This window comes from Pseudarthrobacter oxydans (genome assembly GCF_030812335.1).
GTDB lineage: Bacteria > Actinomycetota > Actinomycetes > Actinomycetales > Micrococcaceae > Arthrobacter > Arthrobacter oxydans_B.
This window is the reverse complement of record NZ_JAUSSN010000014.1, coordinates 13,887-34,236: the sequence shown is the minus strand read 5'-3', so window position 1 is coordinate 34,236 and position 20,350 is coordinate 13,887. Positions and strand designations below refer to the sequence as shown.

At 64.0% G+C, this 20,350-nt stretch carries 15 protein-coding genes and 1 tRNA gene; 14 read left to right on the top strand and 2 right to left on the bottom strand.

Features of this window, described 5'->3' with window-relative positions:
* Positions 1-3: 3 nt before the first annotated feature.
* The 9 genes from J2W14_RS19505 (at position 4) to rplL (ending at position 6,651) form a co-directional block, all read left to right on the top strand.
* Positions 4-76 (top strand) — tRNA-Trp (locus tag J2W14_RS19505).
* Between the two features lie 78 nt (positions 77-154).
* The gene (secE, locus tag J2W14_RS19500; RefSeq protein WP_307465601.1) at positions 155-439 is read left to right on the top strand and encodes a preprotein translocase subunit SecE; all 285 of its coding nucleotides are present in this window, start codon (positions 155-157) and stop codon (positions 437-439) included.
* A 115-nt stretch (positions 440-554) separates the two neighbouring features.
* On the top strand, positions 555-1,436 hold the full coding sequence (nusG, locus tag J2W14_RS19495) for a transcription termination/antitermination protein NusG (protein ID WP_307465600.1): 882 nt from the start codon (positions 555-557) through the stop codon (positions 1,434-1,436).
* Between the two features lie 130 nt (positions 1,437-1,566).
* Positions 1,567-1,998: a 50S ribosomal protein L11 gene (rplK, locus tag J2W14_RS19490; RefSeq protein WP_024365990.1), complete on the top strand. Its 432-nt coding sequence runs from the start codon at positions 1,567-1,569 to the stop codon at positions 1,996-1,998.
* Between the two features lie 139 nt (positions 1,999-2,137).
* Positions 2,138-2,845 carry a 50S ribosomal protein L1 gene (gene rplA / locus J2W14_RS19485; RefSeq protein ID WP_104061918.1) on the top strand — a complete coding sequence of 236 codons (708 nt, stop codon included), beginning with the start codon at positions 2,138-2,140 and terminating at the stop codon, positions 2,843-2,845.
* Positions 2,846-2,938: 93 nt separating this feature from the next.
* Positions 2,939-4,048: a GNAT family N-acetyltransferase gene (locus J2W14_RS19480; RefSeq protein WP_307465594.1), complete on the top strand. Its 1,110-nt coding sequence runs from the start codon at positions 2,939-2,941 to the stop codon at positions 4,046-4,048.
* A 125-nt stretch (positions 4,049-4,173) separates the two neighbouring features.
* Positions 4,174-5,283 carry a GNAT family N-acetyltransferase gene (locus J2W14_RS19475; protein ID WP_307465592.1) on the top strand — a complete coding sequence of 370 codons (1,110 nt, stop codon included), beginning with the start codon at positions 4,174-4,176 and terminating at the stop codon, positions 5,281-5,283.
* Positions 5,284-5,594: 311 nt separating this feature from the next.
* A complete protein-coding gene (gene rplJ / locus J2W14_RS19470) occupies positions 5,595-6,203 on the top strand; it encodes a 50S ribosomal protein L10 (RefSeq protein WP_307465590.1) in 609 nt (202 codons plus the stop codon).
* Positions 6,204-6,276: 73 nt separating this feature from the next.
* A complete protein-coding gene (gene rplL, locus J2W14_RS19465; RefSeq protein ID WP_301226786.1) occupies positions 6,277-6,651 on the top strand; it encodes a 50S ribosomal protein L7/L12 in 375 nt (124 codons plus the stop codon).
* Positions 6,652-6,943: 292 nt separating this feature from the next.
* Here rplL and J2W14_RS19460 read toward each other — a convergent pair whose 3' ends face one another.
* Both J2W14_RS19460 and J2W14_RS19455 read right to left on the bottom strand, forming a co-directional pair.
* Positions 6,944-7,390, bottom strand: coding sequence for an aminoacyl-tRNA deacylase (locus tag J2W14_RS19460; protein WP_307465689.1), 447 nt, complete (start codon positions 7,388-7,390; stop codon positions 6,944-6,946).
* Between the two features lie 176 nt (positions 7,391-7,566).
* On the bottom strand, positions 7,567-8,766 hold the full coding sequence (locus tag J2W14_RS19455; protein ID WP_307465586.1) for an acetyl-CoA C-acetyltransferase: 1,200 nt from the start codon (positions 8,764-8,766) through the stop codon (positions 7,567-7,569).
* 411 nt (positions 8,767-9,177) lie between these two features.
* Between J2W14_RS19455 and rpoB the strand changes: the two genes are divergently transcribed.
* The 5 genes from rpoB (at position 9,178) to fusA (ending at position 20,195) form a co-directional block, all read left to right on the top strand.
* The gene (rpoB, locus tag J2W14_RS19450) at positions 9,178-12,696 is read left to right on the top strand and encodes a DNA-directed RNA polymerase subunit beta (protein ID WP_307465585.1); all 3,519 of its coding nucleotides are present in this window, start codon (positions 9,178-9,180) and stop codon (positions 12,694-12,696) included.
* Between the two features lie 104 nt (positions 12,697-12,800).
* The gene (locus J2W14_RS19445; RefSeq protein ID WP_307465583.1) at positions 12,801-16,700 is read left to right on the top strand and encodes a DNA-directed RNA polymerase subunit beta'; all 3,900 of its coding nucleotides are present in this window, start codon (positions 12,801-12,803) and stop codon (positions 16,698-16,700) included.
* Positions 16,701-17,164: 464 nt separating this feature from the next.
* Positions 17,165-17,539, top strand: coding sequence for a 30S ribosomal protein S12 (gene rpsL / locus J2W14_RS19440; protein WP_011692814.1), 375 nt, complete (start codon positions 17,165-17,167; stop codon positions 17,537-17,539).
* Position 17,540: 1 nt separating this feature from the next.
* A complete protein-coding gene (rpsG, locus tag J2W14_RS19435; RefSeq protein WP_011692813.1) occupies positions 17,541-18,011 on the top strand; it encodes a 30S ribosomal protein S7 in 471 nt (156 codons plus the stop codon).
* Positions 18,012-18,080: 69 nt separating this feature from the next.
* A complete protein-coding gene (gene fusA, locus J2W14_RS19430) occupies positions 18,081-20,195 on the top strand; it encodes an elongation factor G (RefSeq protein ID WP_307465581.1) in 2,115 nt (704 codons plus the stop codon).
* Positions 20,196-20,350 lie beyond the last annotated feature (155 nt).

Sequence of the window (20,350 nt, the reverse complement as noted above, 5' to 3'; positions counted from 1 at the left end):
CATAGGGTAGTGGCGCAATTGGTAGCGCAGCGGTCTCCAAAACCGCAGGTTGCAGGTTCGAGTCCTGTCTGCCCTGCGCAAGCTGTTCCGGTTTCTCCGGAGCAAGCGCAGCAACCATGGTTCAGTTCAGAGCCGGGTATCCGACATTGCGAGGATGAGTGAGGACCAGGTGACCGAAACGGCTGCAAGCAGCTCCAGTGGCCGCCCCGCCAAGAATGCCCCCAAGGCAGGCTTCTTCGCTCGAATCGCACTCTTCGTCCGCCAGGTCATCGGGGAACTGAAGAAGGTCGTTGCACCGACCCGCAAGGAACTGATCAACTACACCCTCGTGGTGCTGGTGTTCGTGGTCATCATGATGCTCATCGTCACCCTGCTGGATCTGGCCTTCGGGACCGCAGTGGGCTGGGTCTTCGGTGGCACGGGCCCCGGGGACAACTAAGGCGACCGGTCCGCAGACTGCGTGGATTACCACCGGGATTCCGGGGGTTCCGCGGGGTGTGCGGAATTGAGTCATTTAAATAGGCATGTTAGGCAATGAGGAAGCAGGAGACCAAGTGTCTGAGCAGGAGCTCGAGGTAACTGAGACTGAGCTGGATAAGAGCCAAGACGCCGCGGCGGAAGCCGGGGAAGAGTCCGAGGCTGTGTCTGCTGCGCCCGAATCCGACGTCGCTGACGAGGCCGTTGACACGGCAGAGGCCGCCGCTGGCGAGTCCGCCGAGGTAGACGAGTCCGCCGACGTCGACGAGGCAAACACCGTCGCCGAGGCCGGCGAAGAGGCAGCCGAAGGCGACGACGAGTCGGCTGACGCGCTGGCCGCCGCTGCAGCCGCCGCCGAGGTCGATCCGGCCGACGAATTCAAGGCCAAGCTGCGCCGCCAGGAAGGTGACTGGTACGTCATCCACTCCTACGCCGGCTACGAGAACCGCGTCAAGGCCAACCTTGAAACCCGCATCCAGACCCTGGACATGGAAGATTACATCTTCGAAATCCAGGTTCCGATGGAGGAAGTCGTTGAGATCAAGAATGCTCAGCGCAAGGTCATCAACCGCGTCCGCATCCCCGGTTACGTCCTGGTCCGCATGGACCTGACGGATGCCTCCTGGGGCGCCGTCCGCCACACCCCCGGCGTCACCGGCTTCGTGGGCAACGCCCACAACCCGGTCCCGCTGCGCCTCGACGAGGTCTTCTCCATGCTCGCCCCGGTCTTCGAAGAAGAGCAGGCCGAGAAGGGCAAGCCGGTCAAGCACGCCGCCGCGCAGATCGACGTCGACTTCGAGGTTGGCGAGTCCGTCATCGTCAAGGAAGGTCCCTTCGAGACCCTTCCGGCCACGATCTCGGAAATCAAGGTGGATTCCCAGACCCTCGTGGTGCTGGTCTCCATCTTCGAGCGCGAGACCCCGGTCACGCTGGCATTCAACCAGGTCAGCAAGATCTAGCTACCCCCACAGAATTCGCCCCGGACTGCCCGCTTTAGCAGCCTGGGGCGGCCGGCCGCCTCGCCATGGCGGCCAACAACCTGAGGCACGCTCCTGTGTCCCAGGACGTAATTGAGAGAAGGACCCTACATTGGCTCCCAAGAAGAAGGTCACCGGCCTCATCAAGCTGCAGATCCAGGCAGGTGCCGCTAACCCGGCCCCGCCCATCGGTCCTGCGCTTGGCCAGCACGGTGTCAACATCATGGAATTCTGCAAGGCGTACAACGCTGCGACGGAAGCCCAGCGCGGCAACGTTATTCCGGTTGAAATCACGGTCTACGAGGACCGTTCATTCACGTTCATCACCAAGACCCCGCCGGCTGCAGAGCTCATCAAAAAGGCTGCAGGCGTCGCCAAGGGTTCGCCGACCCCGCACACCGTCAAGGTTGCCAAGCTGACCCAGGCCCAGGTAAACGAGATCGCCACCACCAAGATGGAAGACCTCAACGCCACCAGCCTGGAAGGCGCCGCGAAGATCATCGCCGGCACCGCCCGTTCCATGGGTATCACCGTCGAGGGCTAATAGCCTTCCCCGCCGGGCAACCGGCACCACCTAAACATTGAGATGTTGGAAAGCGGTACGGACAAACCGTACGGACTTCCAACTGTGGCAGGGCCCAGCGCGGTCCGCAGACCACAACTGCACAAGGAGAATAAGCAGCATGGCAAAGCGCAGCAAAGCATATGAGGCAGCCGCAGCCAAGATCGACGCGGAGAAGTTCTACGCGCCGTTCGAGGCAGTGACGCTCGCCAAGGACACCAACCCGTCCAAGTTCGACGCCACCGTTGAGGTTGCATTCCGCCTGGGTGTCGACCCGCGTAAGGCTGACCAGATGGTCCGCGGCACCGTTATCCTGCCGCACGGCACCGGTAAGGTCTCCCGCGTCCTCGTTTTCGCAACGGGCGACAAGGCTGAGGCTGCAATCGCTGCCGGCGCCGACTTCGTTGGTTCCGATGACCTGATCGAAAAGATCGCAGCCGGCTGGACCGACTTCGACGCCGCCGTCGCCACCCCTGACCTTATGGGCAAGGTTGGCCGTCTCGGCAAGGTCCTGGGCCCGCGTAACCTGATGCCGAACCCGAAGACCGGCACCGTGACCGCTGACGTCGCCAAGGCTGTCAACGACATCAAGGGCGGCAAGATCGACTTCCGCGTCGACAAGCACTCGAACCTGCACTTCATCATCGGCAAGGTTTCCTTCGACGCCCTCAAGCTGGCCGAGAACTACGCAGCCGCTCTGGAAGAGGTCCTGCGCCTCAAGCCGTCCGCTTCCAAGGGCCGCTACATCCAGAAGGCCACCGTCGCCACCACCTTTGGCCCGGGCATCTCGGTTGACCCCAACGTCACCAAGGTCCTGACCGAGGTCTAAGCTTCACCGGATTCACAGCAGCAACAGAGAAGGCCGTCCCGCATCCGCGGGGCGGCCTTTTCTGCGTTCCGGGGCACCGGCTACGCTGTCCCGGTGACTGCAGCGCCGTACCGCATAGAACGCCTCGTGATTCCGGACGCCCTCGACTCCCCGGACGCCGGAGACTTCCTCGAGTTCAGCACGCTCAGCGACGCCCTGGTGCTGGAGGTCTGGGGGAACCTGGACCGCGCCACCCCGCCGGGGGCCCGGCTCCGCTACTGGCGAGACGATGCCTACAAACGCATGCAGCTCTTCTTCGTCCGCACGGGCGGCCGGATGGTCGCGCGGTCCTGGCTCCGTTACGGGCTGCAGGACAACGTGGGCAGCGCACTCCTCCATGTGGACGTCCTGAACGACTTCACCGGCCGCGGGATCGGACGGGCCCTGCTGGCCCATGCCGAGGCCCTGGCGGTTGCGGACGGACGCACTGTCCTGATGACTTTCACGGAGCACCCCGCCGACTTCGACGCCGAGGGTCCGGATGTCCTCCGGCCCGCCACCGGGACCGGAGCGCTGCCGGCAGCCGCGCGCGGTGTCCGGTTCGCGCAGCGGGCGGGCTACCGGCTGGAACAGGTGGAGCGTTTCAGCTCCCTCGACTTGCCGCCGGCTCCGGGGCTGCTGGACGCCCTCGAACGGGAGGCACTGGCCAGGGCGGAACCGTACGAGCTGGTCACCTGGACGGACCGTTGCCCGGAGGAGTACGTGGAGCAGCTCGCCGTGCTGATGTCCCGGATGAGCACGGACGCTCCGACGGGCGGGCTCAGCTACGACGAAGAGACCTGGGACGCCGCCCGCGTCCGGCACGTTGAGGACACCTGGAAGCAGGCCGGGAACGTCTCGCTGGTCACCGCCGCCCGGCACCGCGACAGTAACGAACTGGCGGCGTACTCGGTGCTCGAACTGGCGCCCGGCAAACCGTGGCTGGCGGACCAGGACGACACCCTGGTCGCGGCCGGCCACCGGGGGCACCGGCTGGGCATGCTCGTCAAGATCCGCAACCTCCGCCGCCTGCTCGCCGGGTACCCGGCGGTGGAACGTGTCACCACGTTCAACGCCGCGGAGAACGACCATATGCTCGCCATCAACGTGGCGCTCGGATTCCGCCCCGCCGGCTACGACGGCGAATGGCAGCGGACCGCCGACGCCGCCGGCCGCGGGTCGTAGCCGGTCCGGCGCACGTCGTTGATGGAACGCCGGCGCAAACCGGCATATGCTGACCGTGAAAGCCCTGTTTATTGCAGGAAATCCGGTACCCGTAGATGGCAGAACAGCTGGGGATGATGCCCGTTATGGCAAACGACGTACGGATTGAACAGCTGTGGATCCCCGATTCGCTGGACGGGCCGGACGCCGCCGACTTCATTGCCGCCGTCGAGGTGGGCCGCAAGGTGCGCATGCAGACCTGGGGCAGCGACGATCTCGCCTACGCGCCGCTGGAGAAACTGCTGGAAATGGCGGACCCCTACGAGCGCCAGGTGATTCTGGTGGCCAGGATCGGCGGGGAAATCGTCGGGACCGTTGACATTGCGCTGCCGCTCTCCGAGAACCTCGACCTGGCCGAATTCGCCCTCGACATACTGCCGGAGTTCCAGGGCCGGGGCGTGGGCCGGCAGCTGCTCGAGGCCGCGGAGCACTTCGCCCGCGACGAGGGCCGCCACACCATCCTGATCGACACCAACCATCCGAGCTCCTCGCTGGGGGACAGCGAAGCCGGCCAGCTGGTCCCCGGCACCGGCCTCGGCTTCGTGCCGGTGAACAGCAGGGAAGTGGAGTTCGCCCGGCACAGCGGCTACACGCTCCAGCACATCGAACAGTTCAGTGCCTGTGCGCTGCCGCTGGACAGCGCGCTCGTGGAGGAGCTGCAGACCGAGGCAGAGGAAGCCAATGCCGGCCGCTACCGCGTGCACCATTGGACGGACCGGTGCCCGGAGCAGTGGCTCGAGGCGGTCGCTGCGCTGGAAAACAGCGCGGGCGAAGACGGCGTGCCCGGCGTCGACGATACGGACATGGTGTTCGACGGCGGGATCCTCCGGGAGGCGGAAGAGGTCGCCATCGCGCAGGGCCGCCGGACGGTAGTCACCGCCGTCGAACACATCGAAAGCGGCGAACTCGTCGGCCTGACGACCATCAGCGTCCTCGCGCTGCGCCCCGACGTCGTGTTCCAGGACGACACGGTGGTGCTGCGGGAGCACCGCGGCAACAAGCTGGGCCTGCTGATCAAGGTCGCGAACATGGAGCGGCTCTCCGAGCAGTTCCCGGATGCCCGGGTGCTCTACACCTGGAACGCGCCCGAAAACCGGTACCTGCTCAAGGTCAACCAGCAGCTGGGGTTCGCCACCGCCGGCGTGACGGGGATCTGGCAAAAGGAGCTCCCCAACTTCGGCCCCAGCAACAGCTGAACGGCGCCCGGGGCGCCCGATTTGGAGCACGCGCCCCGGTTCGCGTAAGCTGGGGGGACCAAAGACCGTCGGTTGTTGGAAATCCACTCTCCCAAGCAAGACTCACTTCTGCAGTCGCGCCGGGAGGGCCAGTGGATCTCCAGACGAAGGACCCTGAACATAGGGCGGCCGGCGCAGGTGAACGAAGCAAAGCTCCGCAGTCATGTACTGCGTCGAGACAAGCCCCGTGCATCTGCGCGGGGCGTTTTTTAGTTTTTAGCTCTTTTGAGCGGGGACCGGGAAACACCGGCACTATCCCCGGAAGGAGGGTTATGGCAACGCCTAGCAAGGTTTCAGCAGTAGCTGAGATCACTAACGATTTCAAGGAATCGAACGCCGCTGTCCTGACCGAATACCGCGGGCTCACCGTTGCACAGCTCAAGCAGCTGCGTGTCTCTCTCGGCCAGGACACCAAGTTCTCGGTCGTCAAGAACACCCTGACCGCTATTGCAGCCAAGGAAGCTGGTGTCGAAGCATTCGACGGCCAGCTCGCCGGCCCCACTGCAATCGCGTTCATCAAGGGTGACGCAGTTGCCGCTGCCAAGAGCCTGACGGATTTTGCCAAGACCAACAAGCAGCTGGTTATCAAGACCGGTTACTTCGAGGGCAAGGCACTGAACGCCAGCGAAGTTGCTGCCCTGGCAGCACTCGAGTCCCGCGAGCTGCAGCTCGCCAAGGTTGCAGGCATCCTCAAGGCTCCTGCTGCCGCCGCTGTACGCATCATCGACGCGCTGCGCCTCAAGCTTGAAGAAGAGAACGGCGCACCGGCTGAAGCCGAGGCGCCCGCCGCTGACGAAGCTCCGGCCGACGCAGCAGCTGAAGCTCCGGCTGACGCTGCCGCTGAAGCTCCGGCCGACGCCGCAGCCCCCGAAGAGAACTAACTCTCTAAACCAGACTCCGGTGCGAAGGCACGGCTCCGGCCGCCGAGCACCACTATAGGAAGGACGCCACACCATGGCGAAGCTCACCAACGAAGAGCTCATTGAAGCTTTCAAGGAACTAACCATCATCGAGCTCTCTGAGTTCGTAAAGCTCTTCGAAGAGACCTTCGAAGTTACGGCTGCTGCTGTTGCAGTTGCTGGCCCCGCTGCCGGCGGGCCTGCCGAAGAAGAAGAGCAGACCGCATTCGACGTCATCCTGGAGCACCCGGGCGACAAGAAGATTGCAGTCATCAAGGAAGTTCGCGCGATCACTTCCCTGGGCCTCAAGGAAGCAAAGGACGTTGTTGACAGCGCTCCGAAGGCTATCCTCGAAGGTGTCACCAAGGAAGCTGCCGAGAAGGCTGTTGCACAGCTCGAAGAAGCCGGCGCTCGCGTTACCCTCAAGTAACTCGCCGCTTCAGGAACTGTCCGGGAACCACGCGTTCCCGTTCCGCTCCGGGAAACCCCGTCCACTCCGGTGGGCGGGGTTTCCTGCGTTAAGGGCACGCGAGACTTCGCCGGCGCTCCGCCGGCCAGCCGCCCCTCCAACAGCAGCGCGGGGTCAGTTCCGGGCCATCCCGAGCGACGGGATGGGCCGGAACTGACCCCGCGTTGTTTTGTTAACCCGGGGGCGACCTTATCCCGGGGGAGGTGTTAACCCGGTCGGGCTAGATCGTCGGGGGCGGGTCGGGTCGGGTGGCTCAGTTGGGTTCGGAGATGTCCGCGACGACGGCAGCGAGGGCCGCGGTCAGGGCGTCGGCGTCGACGAAGGCGCTGAAGCCGTGTTCCCCGGCACCCATGGAAATCCTGCGCCCGGTGATGGTCCGGTCCGCGTACACCGGCCAGGCCACCGTGCTTCCGAGCGGGGTGATCGTGCCGCGCTCATAGCCAGTGGCGGCCAGGGCGACGTCCGCCGCCGGAAGAGACAGCTTGTTCACTCCGAGCAGCGCGCGGAGTTTCGGCCAGGAAATCTGCCGGTCGCCCGGAATCAGGGCGAACAGGAAACTGCCGTCCTTGTGTTTGACCACCAGGGACTTCACGATATCCCCGGGCTCGATCCCCAGGATCCGGGCCGTCTCCTCCAGGCTGTTCGCGGCCAGGCGCTCCACGAGCTGGACGCTGAGGCCGCGGGCGGCGGCGTCAGCCAGGAACCGCTCCCGGCCGGTGGCGCCGCCATCACCGGCGGCGCCACTACCGGCGCCGCCATCACCGGCGCCGCCATCACCGGCGCCGCCATCACCGGCGCCGCCATCACCGGCGGCGCCACCGCTGGCGGCACTACGTGCCGGGCCCTGCCCGGGCATCGCGGGGTCCGGCATGGCGCTCAGTCGCGGTACAGCAGGAGCGCTTCGCCCTGCCCGCCGCCGCCGCAGAGGGACACCGCGGCCCTGCCGGTGCCGCGCCGCTTCAGCTCGTGCGCGGCGTGCAGGGCGAGCCGGGCGCCGGAGGCGCCGATCGGGTGGCCCACGGCGATCGCGCCGCCGTGGATGTTGCACTTCTCCAGCGGGTAGTCGAGGTCCTTGAGGGACTGGACGGCGACGGAGCCGAACGCCTCGTTGATCTCGATGAAGTCCAGGTCCGCGGCGGACCAGCCGGCCTTGGCCAGCGCGCTCTTGATCGCGTTGGCGGGCTGGGAGTGCAGCGAGTTGTCCGGACCGGCCACCTGCCCGGGTTTCCCGACGACGGCGAGGTAGTCCAGGCCGTTGTCCTCGGCCAACTTCCGCGAGGACAGCACGAGGGCGGAGGCGCCGTCGGACAGGGGGGAGGAGTTGCCGGCGGTGATGGTGCCGTCCGTGACGAACGCCGCCCGCAGCCCGGCCAGCGACGTCACGGTGGTGTCCGGCCGGACGCCTTCATCGGCGGCCAGGATGACCGCGTCCCCCTTGCGCTGCTTCACGCTGATCGGCGCGATTTCGCCGTCGAACACGCCGTCCTTGGCGGCGCGGGCGGCGCGTTGGTGGGAGGCGGCCGCCACCTCGTCCTGGGAGGTGCGGTCGATGCCCAGCGTGAGGTTCTTGGTCTCGGTGGACAGGCCCATGGACTGCCCGTCGAAGGCGTCGGTCAGGCCGTCATGGGCCGCGACGTCGAGCGCCTGGATGGAGCCGTAGGTCCAGCCCTGCCGGGAGCCGGGGAGGAGGTGCGGCGCGCGGGTCATCGACTCCTGGCCGCCGGCGACGACGACGGTGGCGTCGCCGCTGCGGATCATCCGCGCCGCATCGATCACCGCGGTCAGCCCGGACAGGCAGACCTTGTTGATCGTCACGGTCGGAACATTCCAGCCGATGCCGGCGCCGATGGCGCTCTGGCGGGCGGGGTTCTGGCCTGCCCCGGCCTGCAGCACCTGGCCCATGATCACCGAGTCCACCTGCTCGGCCTTCACTCCGCTGGCGGCCAGGGCCGCGCGGATGGCGTGCGCGCCGAGCTCCACGGCCGTGAAGCTGGCGAGCTGCCCGTTGAGGCGCCCCTGGGGCGTGCGGGCGGCAGCGAGGATGACAACATCATTGTTGTCTGCAGAGTTGCTCATGGTTTTCTCTTCCGATCTTGAACGATGTACAGCAAGGTTATCGTGACCCCGGTCACCGGGCCATCCGCTGCCCTCACCGCCGGCCAAGCGGCGCCGCGCTCCGCGGGCGTTATACCCGATCCGGGCGCCGGGGCCGGTGCTTGCAATCCCGGACGAAGTGGGGTAGACAAGTAGGTTGCTTTGCCGTATCGTAGATATTTGCGTCTTCCCTGTTTACCTTCAGCCTTCATATAGCGGTGGGCTTAGCCTGGCAGCTGGGCCATCAATGTGCCGTCAACAACGGCACCAGCATGGTCAGCGCGGGTCCCGGGTCATATAGCGGAACCGGATTGGTAGCACTGCGGAGTCACTCCGCAGGGTGCATAACGGGGGAGATCTGAAAACGCCTGAAGGTCTGTGGAAGGATCCCTCTTGGTCGCCTCGAGCACCTCTAATGTAAACAACGCTGCAACCGCTATCAATGCCGACAGCACCGACGGTGCAACCCGCCGGCTCTCATTCGCAAAGATTCACGAACCTCTTGACGTTCCGAATCTGCTTGCCCTGCAAACGGACAGCTTTGACTGGCTGGTCGGAAACGAACGCTGGCAGGCACGCGTAGCCAAGGCCGTAGAAGAAGGCGACCTCAGCGTCGCCACCTCCTCGGGTCTGTCCGACATCTTCGAAGAGATCTCCCCGATCGAGGATTTCCAGGGCACCATGTCCCTGAGCTTCTCGGAGCCGGAGTTCGCTGATCCGAAATACACGATGGCTGAGTGCAAGGACCGGGACGCAACGTACTCGGCTCCGCTGTACGTCAAGGCCGAATTCATGAACAACAACACGGGCGAAATCAAGCAGCAGACCGTGTTCATGGGTGACTTCCCGCTGATGACCGAGAAGGGCACCTTCGTCGTCAACGGCACCGAGCGTGTCGTTGTCTCGCAGCTGGTCCGCTCCCCGGGCGCCTACTTTGAGCGCACCGCCGACAAGACCAGCGACAAGGACATCTTCACCGCGAAGATCATCCCGTCCCGCGGCGCCTGGTTCGAACTCGAAATCGATAAGCGCGACCAGGTCGGCGTTCGCCTCGACCGCAAGCGCAAGCAGTCCGTCACGGTGCTGCTGAAGGCCCTCGGCTGGACCGAAGGCCAGATCCTCGAAGAGTTCGGCCAGTACGACTCCATGCGCGCAACGCTGGAGAAGGACGCGACCGAAACCCGCGAAGACGCCTTGCTGGACATCTACCGGAAGCTGCGACCGGGCGAGCCGCCCACGGTCGAGGCTGCCCAGTCACTGCTGGACAACCTGTACTTCAACTCCAAGCGCTACGATCTGGCCAAGGTTGGCCGTTACAAGATCAACCGCAAGCTCGGCATCGACCGCTCCCTTGGTGACAAGGAAGCGTCTGTCCTGCACGTTGAAGACATCGTCGCCATGATCAAGTTCCTCGTTGCCCTGCACGCCGGTGAGAAGACCCTCACAGGCAAGCGCGACGGCCAGGACCACGAGCTGCGCGTTGAGATCGATGACATCGACCACTTCGGCAACCGCCGCATCCGCGCCGTCGGCGAGCTCATCGAGAACCAGGTCCGCACCGGCCTGTCCCGTATGGAGCGCGTTGTCCGCGAGCGTATGACGACCCAGGACGTCGAGGCCATCACGCCGCAGACGCTGATCAACATCCGCCCCGTCGTGGCAGCGATCAAGGAGTTCTTCGGAACCTCCCAGCTGTCCCAGTTCATGGACCAGAACAACCCGCTGTCGGGTCTGACCCACAAGCGCCGCCTGTCGGCGCTTGGCCCGGGTGGTCTGTCCCGTGACCGTGCAGGCATGGAAGTCCGAGACGTTCACCCGTCGCACTACGGACGTATGTGCCCCATCGAAACCCCTGAAGGCCCGAACATTGGCCTGATCGGTTCGCTGGCTTCCTACGGACGCATCAACCCGTTCGGTTTCATCGAGACCCCGTACCGCCTGGTGGCCGAGGGTGTTGTCTCCGACGAGGTCCAGTACCTCACGGCCGACGACGAGGCAGAGGTCCTGATTGCACAGGCCAACGCTCCGCTCGACGGGAACAAGAAGTTCGCCGAAGAGACCGTCCTGGTCCGCGCCCGTGGTGGTGGAGGCGAGCCCGTGCTGGTCCCCGCCGGCGAGGTCGAGTTCATGGACGTTTCCCCGCGCCAGATGGTGTCCGTGGCTACCGCCCTGATCCCGTTCCTCGAGCATGACGATGCTAACCGCGCACTCATGGGTGCCAACATGCAGCGCCAGGCCGTGCCGCTGGTCCGTTCCGAGGCGCCGTTCGTCGGTACCGGCATGGAACGCGCCGCAGCCGTCGACGCCGGTGACGTCACCATCGCGAAGAAGGCCGGTGTGGTCACCGAGGTTTCCGCCGAGCTCGTCATCATGCTCAACGATGACGGCACGGAAACCAACTACCGCATCAACAAGTTCGCCCGCTCCAACCAGGGCAACTGCTACAACAACCGCGTTCTGGTGAGCGAAGGCCAGCGCCTGGAGGTCGGCGGCATCATCGCTGACGGCCCGGCAACGGACCAGGGCGAACTGGCCCTCGGAAAGAACCTGCTCGTGGCATTCATGTCATGGGAAGGCCACAACTTCGAGGATGCCATCATCCTGTCCCAGCGGATCGTGGCCGAGGACGTCCTGTCCTCCATCCACATCGAGGAGCACGAGATCGATGCCCGCGACACCAAGCTTGGTGCCGAGGAAATCACCCGTGACATCCCGAACGTGTCCGAGGAAGTCCTGGCAGGCCTGGACGAGCGTGGCATCATCCACATCGGTGCCGAGGTCGAAGCCGGCGACATCCTGGTCGGAAAGGTCACGCCCAAGGGCGAGACCGAGCTGACCCCGGAGGAACGCCTGCTGCGCGCCATCTTCGGTGAGAAGTCCCGCGAAGTGCGCGACACCTCGCTGAAGGTTCCGCACGGCGAGTCCGGCACCGTCATCGGTGTCCGCGTCTTCGACCGCGACAACGACGACGAGCTGCCCCCGGGCGTCAACCAGCTGGTCCGCGTCTACGTCGCTGCCAAGCGCAAGATCACCGACGGCGACAAGCTCGCCGGCCGTCACGGCAACAAGGGCGTTATCTCCAAGATCCTTCCGATCGAGGACATGCCCTTCCTTGCCGACGGTACCCCCGTTGATATCGTCCTGAACCCGCTGGGTGTTCCGGGCCGTATGAACGTCGGCCAGGTGCTGGAAACGCACCTCGGCTGGGTTGCCAAGACCGGCTGGAAGATCGAGGGCGAGCCCGAGTGGGTCAAGCAGCTGCCGAACCTGCCGCGCGAGAGTGGCTCGACCACTGTTGCAACGCCGGTCTTCGACGGTGCGCGTGAAGAGGAAATCACTGGTCTCCTCGACTCCACCAACGTCACCCGCGACGGCGTCCGCCTGATCAACTCCTCAGGCAAGACCCGGCTGTTCGACGGCCGCTCCGGCGAGCCGTTCCCGGATCCGATCTCGGTCGGCTACATGTACATCCTGAAGCTCCACCACCTGGTGGACGACAAGATCCACGCGCGCTCCACCGGCCCGTACTCCATGATCACGCAGCAGCCGCTGGGTGGTAAGGCACAGTTCGGTGGCCAGCGCTTCGGTGAAATGGAAGTGTGGGCGCTCGAAGCTTACGGCGCCGCCTACACGCTCCAGGAGCTCCTCACGATCAAGTCGGATGACATCCATGGTCGTGTGAAGGTCTACGAAGCCATCGTCAAGGGCGAGAACATCCCCGAGCCGGGCGTTCCTGAGTCCTTCAAGGTCTTGATCAAGGAAATGCAGTCGCTGTGCCTGAACGTGGAAGTTCTTTCCACGGACGGAACCACAATTGAAATGCGTGACTCTGATGACGCAGTCTTCACGGCTGCGGAAGAACTGGGCATCGATCTGTCTCGTGCAGAGCCCAGTTCCGTAGAAGAGGTTTAGCAGAGGCCGTACGACGGCGGGTTCCCACCCGCCGTCGTACGCCCCTCCCTCTTCCCGTAACCCAAGACTTCAGAATTTAGAGAACAAGAGAGAACAGGGACCATATGTCCAGCGAATCCTCCTTCGGCCTCATGCAGATCGGCCTCGCCACCGCGGAAGACATCCGTGGCTGGTCTTACGGCGAGGTTAAGAAGCCGGAAACCATCAACTACCGCACGCTCAAGCCTGAGAAGGACGGCCTCTTCTGCGAGAAGATCTTCGGCCCGTCCCGCGACTGGGAGTGCTACTGCGGTAAGTACAAGCGCGTGCGCTTCAAGGGCATCATCTGCGAGCGGTGTGGCGTTGAGGTCACCCGCGCAAAGGTCCGCCGTGAGCGCATGGGCCACATCGAGCTGGCCGCCCCGGTCACGCACATCTGGTACTTCAAGGGTGTTCCGTCCCGCCTGGGCTACCTCCTTGACCTGGCACCGAAGGACCTCGAAAAGGTCATCTACTTCGCCGCCTACATGATCACGAGCGTCGACGCCGACAGCCGCCACGAAGAACTGCCCAACCTCCAGGTTGAGCACGACATCGAGAAGAAGCAGCTGATCGACAACCGCGACTCGGACATCGCCACGATCGCCCGCGACCTTGAGAACGAGCTTGCCCGTCTCGAAGGCGAAGGCGCCAAGGCTGCCGACAAGAAGAAGGCCCGCGACTCCGCTGACCGCCAGATGGCTAACGTCCGCAAGCGCGCGGATGCTGAAATCGAGCGACTCGAGCAGGTCTGGGACCGCTTCAAGAACCTCAAGGTCGCTGACCTTGAAGGCGACGAAGGCCTGTACCGCGAACTGCGCGACCGCTACGGCATGTACTTCGAAGGCTCCATGGGTGCCGAAGCGATCAAGAAGCGTCTTGAGAACTTCGACATGCAGGCCGAGTCGGACATGCTCCGCGACATCATCGCCAACGGCAAGGGCCAGCGCAAGACCCGCGCCCTGAAGCGGCTCAAGGTGGTCAACGCGTTCCTGACGACCAACAACAGCCCGCTCGGCATGGTGCTGGACGCCGTCCCGGTGATCCCGCCGGAACTGCGCCCGATGGTCCAGCTGGACGGCGGCCGCTTCGCGACCTCCGACCTCAACGACCTCTACCGCCGCGTGATCAACCGCAACAACCGCCTCAAGCGCCTGCTTGATCTCGGTGCTCCGGAGATCATCGTCAACAACGAGAAGCGCATGCTTCAGGAAGCCGTTGACAGCCTGTTCGACAACGGCCGCCGCGGCCGTCCGGTCACCGGACCGGGCAACCGCCCGCTGAAGTCCCTGAGCGACATGCTCAAGGGCAAGCAGGGTCGTTTCCGCCAGAACCTCCTGGGTAAGCGCGTTGACTACTCCGGCCGTTCCGTGATCGTCGTCGGCCCGCAGCTGAAGCTGCACCAGTGTGGCCTGCCGAAGCAGATGGCACTGGAGCTCTTCAAGCCGTTCGTGATGAAGCGCCTGGTTGACCTCAACCACGCCCAGAACATCAAGTCGGCCAAGCGGATGGTTGAGCGCTACCGCCCGCAGGTCTGGGATGTCCTCGAAGAGATCATCACCGAGCACCCCGTGCTGCTGAACCGTGCACCCACCCTGCACCGTCTCGGCATCCAGGCGTTCGAACCGCAGCTTGTTGAAGGTAAGGCAATCCAGCTTCACCCGCTGGTCTGTGGCGCCTTCAACGCTGACTTCGACGGCGACCAGATGGCAGTCCACCTGCCGCTGAGCCCCGAAGCCCAGGCTGAGGCCCGCATCCTGATGCTGTCCTCGAACAACATCCTGAAGCCGTCTGACGGCCGCCCGGTGACGCTGCCTTCGCAGGATATGATCATCGGCCTCTACCACCTGACCACCAAGCGTGTCGGTTCAGCTGGCGAGGGCCGGATCTTCTCCTCCGTCGCGGAAGCCATCATGGCGTACGACCTGCACGAGCTGCACCTGAACTCCCAGGTCAAGATCCGTCTTGAGGGCTTTGTCCCTTACGCCGGCTGGGAAGCTCCGGAAGGCTACGAGCCGGGTCAGACCGTGCTCGTCCAGACCTCCCTGGGCCAGGTCCTCTTCAACGAGACGCTGCCGGCGGACTACCCGTGGGTTGAGAACGTTGCCGATAAGGGCGAACTGTCCACCATCGTCAACGACCTCGCCGAGCGCTACCCGAAGGTGGTCACGGCGGCAACGCTGGACAACCTGAAGGATGCCGGTTTCTACTGGGCCACCCGGTCCGGTGTCACCGTCGCCATCTCCGACATCGAGGTGCCCAAGGACAAGCCGCGGATCCTCGCCGGTTACGAGACCATGGCCGCCAAGATCCAGGGCCAGTACGACAAGGGCCTGATCGACGACGACGAGCGTCGCCAGGAACTGATCGAGATCTGGAACAAGGCAACGAACGAGATCGCCCAGGCGATGCGTGACAACCTGTCCCCGATGAACACGATCAACCGCATGGTGTCCTCCGGCGCACGTGGTAACTGGATGCAGGTCCGGCAGATCGCGGGTATCCGTGGCCTGGTGGCCAACCCTAAGGGTGAGATCATCCCGCGTCCGATCAAGTCCTCGTACCGCGAGGGCCTGTCGGTGCTGGAATACTTCATCGCCACGCACGGTGCCCGTAAGGGTCTGGCTGACACCGCGCTGCGTACCGCCAACTCGGGTTACCTGACCCGTCGTCTGGTGGACGTGTCGCAGGACGTCATCGTCCGCGAAGAGGACTGCGGCACCGAGCGCGGTCTGATGACCGCCATCGCGGTCGCTGACTCCAACGGCGAGCTGGTCCTGGACGAGAACGTCGAGAACAGCGCGTACGCCCGTACCCTGGCCGTGGATGTCGTTGACTCCAAGGGCAAGGTCCTGGCAGCGGGCGGCACTGACTGCGGCGACGTCGTCATTGCCGAACTGTTCGCCGCCGGCATCACCGAGGTCAAGGTCCGCTCCGTACTCACCTGTGAGTCCAGCGTCGGCACCTGCGCCCTGTGCTACGGCCGTTCACTGGCCACGGGTAAGACCGTCGACATCGGTGAGGCAGTCGGCATCATCGCCGCACAGTCCATCGGTGAGCCGGGTACCCAGCTGACCATGCGTACGTTCCACACCGGTGGGGCTGTTTCCTCCAGCGGTGGCGACGACATCACCCAGGGTCTGCCCCGTATCCAGGAGCTCTTCGAAGCCCGTACTCCGAAGGGTGTCGCACCGATTGCTGAAGCAGCCGGCCGCATCACCATCGAAGAGTCCGAGCGCCAGATGCGCCTGGTCATCACCCCGGATGACGGATCCGAAGAGATCGCTTACCCGGTCCTGCGCCGTTCACGTCTTCTCATCGAAGACGGCGAGCACGTCAGCGTCGGCCAGAAGCTCATCAACGGTCCGGTCGACCCCAAGCAGGTTCTGCGCATCATGGGCCCCCGTGCCGCGCAGAAGTTCCTGGTTGACGAGGTCCAGGGCGTGTACCGCAGCCAGGGCATCGGTATCCACGACAAGCACGTCGAGGTTATCGTCCGCCAGATGCTGCGCCGCGTCACGGTCATCGAGTCCGGCGAATCGGACCTGCTGCCCGGCGAGCTCGCCGAGCGTAGCCGCTTCGAAGATGCCAACCGCCGTGTTGTGTCCGAGGGCAAGACGCCGGCTTCCGGCCGTCCCGAGCTCATGGGTATCACCAAGGCGTCCCTGGCGACCGAGTCCTGGCTGTCCGCAGCTTCCTTCCAGGAGACCACCCGCGTCCTGACGCAGGCGGCCATGGAAGGCAAGAGCGACCCGCTGCTCGGCCTCAAGGAAAACGTCATCATCGGTAAGCTCATCCCGGCCGGCACGGGTCTCCCGCGCTACACTGAGGTCACCGTGGAGCCCACTGAAGAAGCAAAGGCCAACCTGTTCACCGGCCCCAGCGCGTTCAGTGATTTCTCCTACGATTCCCTGGGCGGCGACGGAGCTCCTGAGTTCCACGCCATCCCGCTGGATGACTACGACCTGGGCAGCGACTTCCGCTAAACAGGTAGCTTTCCCAAGGATGGTCCCGCACCGCAAGGTGGGGGACCATCCCCTTTAACCCATCGACTGCTCCGGTACCGCCCTTTTGGAGCCCCATAAGGGCGGTACCGGAGCAACCGATGGGGGAGGAGGGGGCATGGTTCCGCGCCGATTAAGGGCCGGGACCCGTCCGTGTTAGACTTGAGACTAATTGTTATCGTGGCAGTGGATGAGTGCGCCGGTAGAAGCTGAAAGGCTGAACCAGGTCGACGTTTCCGGTTTGCAGGGTTCTTGTGCAACGTATGCCACATTTTCGCATGCCTAGGGGCAGTTCAGGATGAAAGTCCGTGGGCCCCGGCGTGCGGTCCGACTATTAAGGCTTCGCCTCAGCTGCTCTGGAGAGAACTTCAAAGCTCGAGCGGCGGGGCGCAGCGACAAGAGAGCGGCTGCCAACGGCCGCTCCGGATAAAACGGAGAACACGAGAGTGCCTACGATTAACCAGCTGGTCCGCAAGGGCCGCACGCCTAAGGTCAAGAAGACCAAGGCCCCCGCGCTTAACGGCAGCCCGATGCGCCGCGGTGTTTGCACCCGCGTGTACACGACGACCCCGAAGAAGCCGAACTCGGCTCTGCGTAAGGTTGCACGTGTGCGCCTCAACGGCGGCGTTGAAGTCACCGCGTACATCCCCGGTGTAGGCCACAACCTGCAGGAGCACTCCATTGTGCTCGTCCGTGGCGGCCGCGTTAAGGACCTTCCGGGTGTCCGTTACAAGATCGTCCGTGGCGCCCTCGATACCCAGGGTGTCAAGAACCGTAAGCAGGCTCGTAGCCGCTACGGCGCAAAGATGGAGAAGAAGTAATATGCCTCGCAAGGGTCCGGCCCCCAAGCGGCCGCTAGTTCTAGATCCCGTTTACGGCTCCCCGCTGGTCACCCAGCTGATCAACAAGGTGCTCGTTGACGGCAAGAAGTCCACCGCAGAGCGCATCGTTTACGGTGCACTCGAAGGTGCTCGTGCCAAGTCCGGCGGCGACCCGGTTGCAGCCCTCAAGAAGGCCATGGAGAACGTCAAGCCTTCCCTCGAGGTCCGCTCCCGCCGTGTCGGTGGCGCCACCTACCAGGTTCCGGTTGAGGTCAAGCCGGGCCGCTCCACCGCACTCGCCCTGCGCTGGCTGGTTGGCTACTCCAAGGCCCGCCGCGAGAAGACCATGACCGAGCGCCTCCAGAACGAGATTCTGGATGCCTCCAACGGTCTCGGTGCCGCTGTGAAGCGTCGCGAAGACACCCACAAGATGGCCGAGTCCAACAAGGCCTTCGCACACTACCGCTGGTAATACTTCCCGGACGCCGCCGGCTCTACAGAACCGGCGGCGAACGTGCAGTTCATCCGAAAGGGAGACACCGTGGCACAGGACGTGCTTACCGACCTTAGCAAGGTCCGCAATATCGGCATCATGGCCCACATTGATGCCGGCAAGACCACTACTACCGAGCGCATCCTGTTCTACACGGGTGTGAACCACAAGATCGGCGAAACGCACGACGGCGCTTCGACGACTGACTGGATGGAACAGGAAAAGGAACGCGGCATCACCATCACGTCTGCCGCCGTGACCTGCTTCTGGGAAAACAACCAGATCAACATCATCGACACCCCCGGCCACGTGGACTTCACGGTTGAGGTTGAGCGCTCCCTGCGCGTCCTCGACGGTGCAGTTGCCGTGTTCGACGGCAAGGAAGGCGTGGAGCCGCAGTCTGAGACTGTCTGGCGCCAGGCTGACAAGTACAACGTCCCGCGCATCTGCTTCGTCAACAAGATGGACAAGCTCGGCGCTGACTTCTACTTCACCGTCGACACCATCATCAGCCGCCTCGGTGCCAAGCCGCTCGTCATGCAGCTGCCGATCGGCGCCGAGAACGACTTCATCGGCGTCGTCGACCTGCTTTACATGCGCGCACTGGTCTGGCCCGGCGACTCCAAGGGTGACGTCACCATGGGTGCCAAGTACGAGATCCAGGAGATCCCGGCTGACCTCAAGGAAAAGGCCGAGGAGTACCGAGCAACCCTCATCGAGACCGTTGCAGAGTCCTCCGAAGAGCTCATGGAGAAGTACCTCGAAGGTGAAGAAATCACCGAAGAGGAGCTCAAGGCCGGCATCCGCAAGATGACGATCAACTCCGAGCTCTACCCGGTCTTCTGTGGCTCCGCGTTCAAGAACCGCGGCGTCCAGCCGATGCTTGACGCCGTCGTGGATTACCTGCCGAACCCGCTCGACGTCCCGCCGATGATCGGTCTCGATCCCCGCGACGAAGAGAAGCAACTGACGCGCAAGCCGTCCTCCGAGGAGCCGTTCTCGGCTCTGGCGTTCAAGATTGCTACGCACCCGTTCTTCGGTCAGCTCACCTTCATCCGCGTGTACTCCGGTCACGTGGAAGCAGGCTCCCAGGTGGTCAACTCCACCAAGGGCAAGAAGGAGCGCATCGGCAAGCTGTTCCAGATGCACGCCAACAAGGAAATGCCCGTTGACGGCGCTACCGCTGGCCACATCTACGCAGCGATCGGCCTGAAGGACACCACCACGGGCGACACCCTGTGTGATCCCAGCAACCAGATCGTCCTGGAGTCCATGAGCTTCCCGGAGCCCGTGATCTCCGTTGCGATCGAGCCGAACACCAAGGGTGACCAGGAGAAGCTCTCCACGGCCATCCAGAAGCTCTCCGCTGAGGACCCGACCTTCCAGGTCTCCCTCAACGAGGACACCGGCCAGACCATCATCGCCGGCATGGGCGAGCTCCACCTGGACATCCTGGTGGACCGCATGCGCCGCGAATTCAAGGTCGAGGCAAACGTGGGCAAGCCCCAGGTTGCCTACCGTGAAACCATCAAGCGTGCTGTAGAGCGTCACGACTACACGCACAAGAAGCAGACCGGTGGTTCCGGCCAGTTCGCAAAGATCCAGATCGCGATCGAGCCGCTGGACACGTCCGAGGGCGAGCTGTACGAGTTCTCGAACAAGGTCACCGGTGGACGTATTCCGCGCGAATACATCCCCTCGGTTGACGCCGGTATCCAGGATGCGCTGAACGACGGCGTCCTCGCCGGATACCCGGTTGTCGGCATCAAGGCCACGCTGATTGACGGCGCGTACCACGATGTTGACTCCTCGGAAATGGCGTTCAAGATCGCCGGCCGTATGGCTTTCAAGGAAGCCGCACGCAAGGCGAACCCCATCCTGCTCGAACCGCTGATGGATGTCGAGGTCCGCACCCCTGAGGAATACATGGGTGAAGTTATCGGTGACCTCAACTCCCGCCGTGGCCAGATGCAGTCCATGGAAGATGCCCAGGGCGTCAAGGTCATCCGTGCGCACGTCCCGCTGTCCGGCATGTTCGGCTACATCGGTGACCTGCGCTCGAAGACCCAGGGCCGCGCTGTGTACTCCATGACGTTCCACAGCTACGCCGAGGTCCCGAAGGCATTCGCCGACGAGATCATCCAGAAGACCCGCGGCGAGTAGCCTCCAAAGGCTCTCGCAGGGACAAACTCGGGTGCGTCTCCGTCAACGGAGATACACCCGGTGCAGGTGGCCGGTTCCGGTCAGCCGCTTTTCCGGGCAGGCCGGGCGGCCATCTGCACCGACAGAGTCGAGGGACTAGTATTAGTTCCTGAATC

Bases quoted from the DNA above. Each gene is read 5' to 3' on its own strand.
- rplJ (WP_307465590.1), top strand. From the start codon at position 5,595: ATGGCAACGCCTAGCAAGGTTTCAGCAGTAGCTGAGATCACTAACGAT.
- J2W14_RS19475 (WP_307465592.1), top strand. From the start codon at position 4,174: ATGGCAAACGACGTACGGATTGAACAGCTGTGGATCCCCGATTCGCTG.
- secE (WP_307465601.1), top strand. From the start codon at position 155: ATGAGTGAGGACCAGGTGACCGAAACGGCTGCAAGCAGCTCCAGTGGC.
- rpsG (WP_011692813.1), top strand. From the start codon at position 17,541: ATGCCTCGCAAGGGTCCGGCCCCCAAGCGGCCGCTAGTTCTAGATCCC.
- J2W14_RS19455 (WP_307465586.1), bottom strand. From the start codon at position 8,766: ATGAGCAACTCTGCAGACAACAATGATGTTGTCATCCTCGCTGCCGCC.
- J2W14_RS19445 (WP_307465583.1), top strand. From the start codon at position 12,801: ATGTCCAGCGAATCCTCCTTCGGCCTCATGCAGATCGGCCTCGCCACC.
- rplL (WP_301226786.1), top strand. From the start codon at position 6,277: ATGGCGAAGCTCACCAACGAAGAGCTCATTGAAGCTTTCAAGGAACTA.
- rplA (WP_104061918.1), top strand. From the start codon at position 2,138: ATGGCAAAGCGCAGCAAAGCATATGAGGCAGCCGCAGCCAAGATCGAC.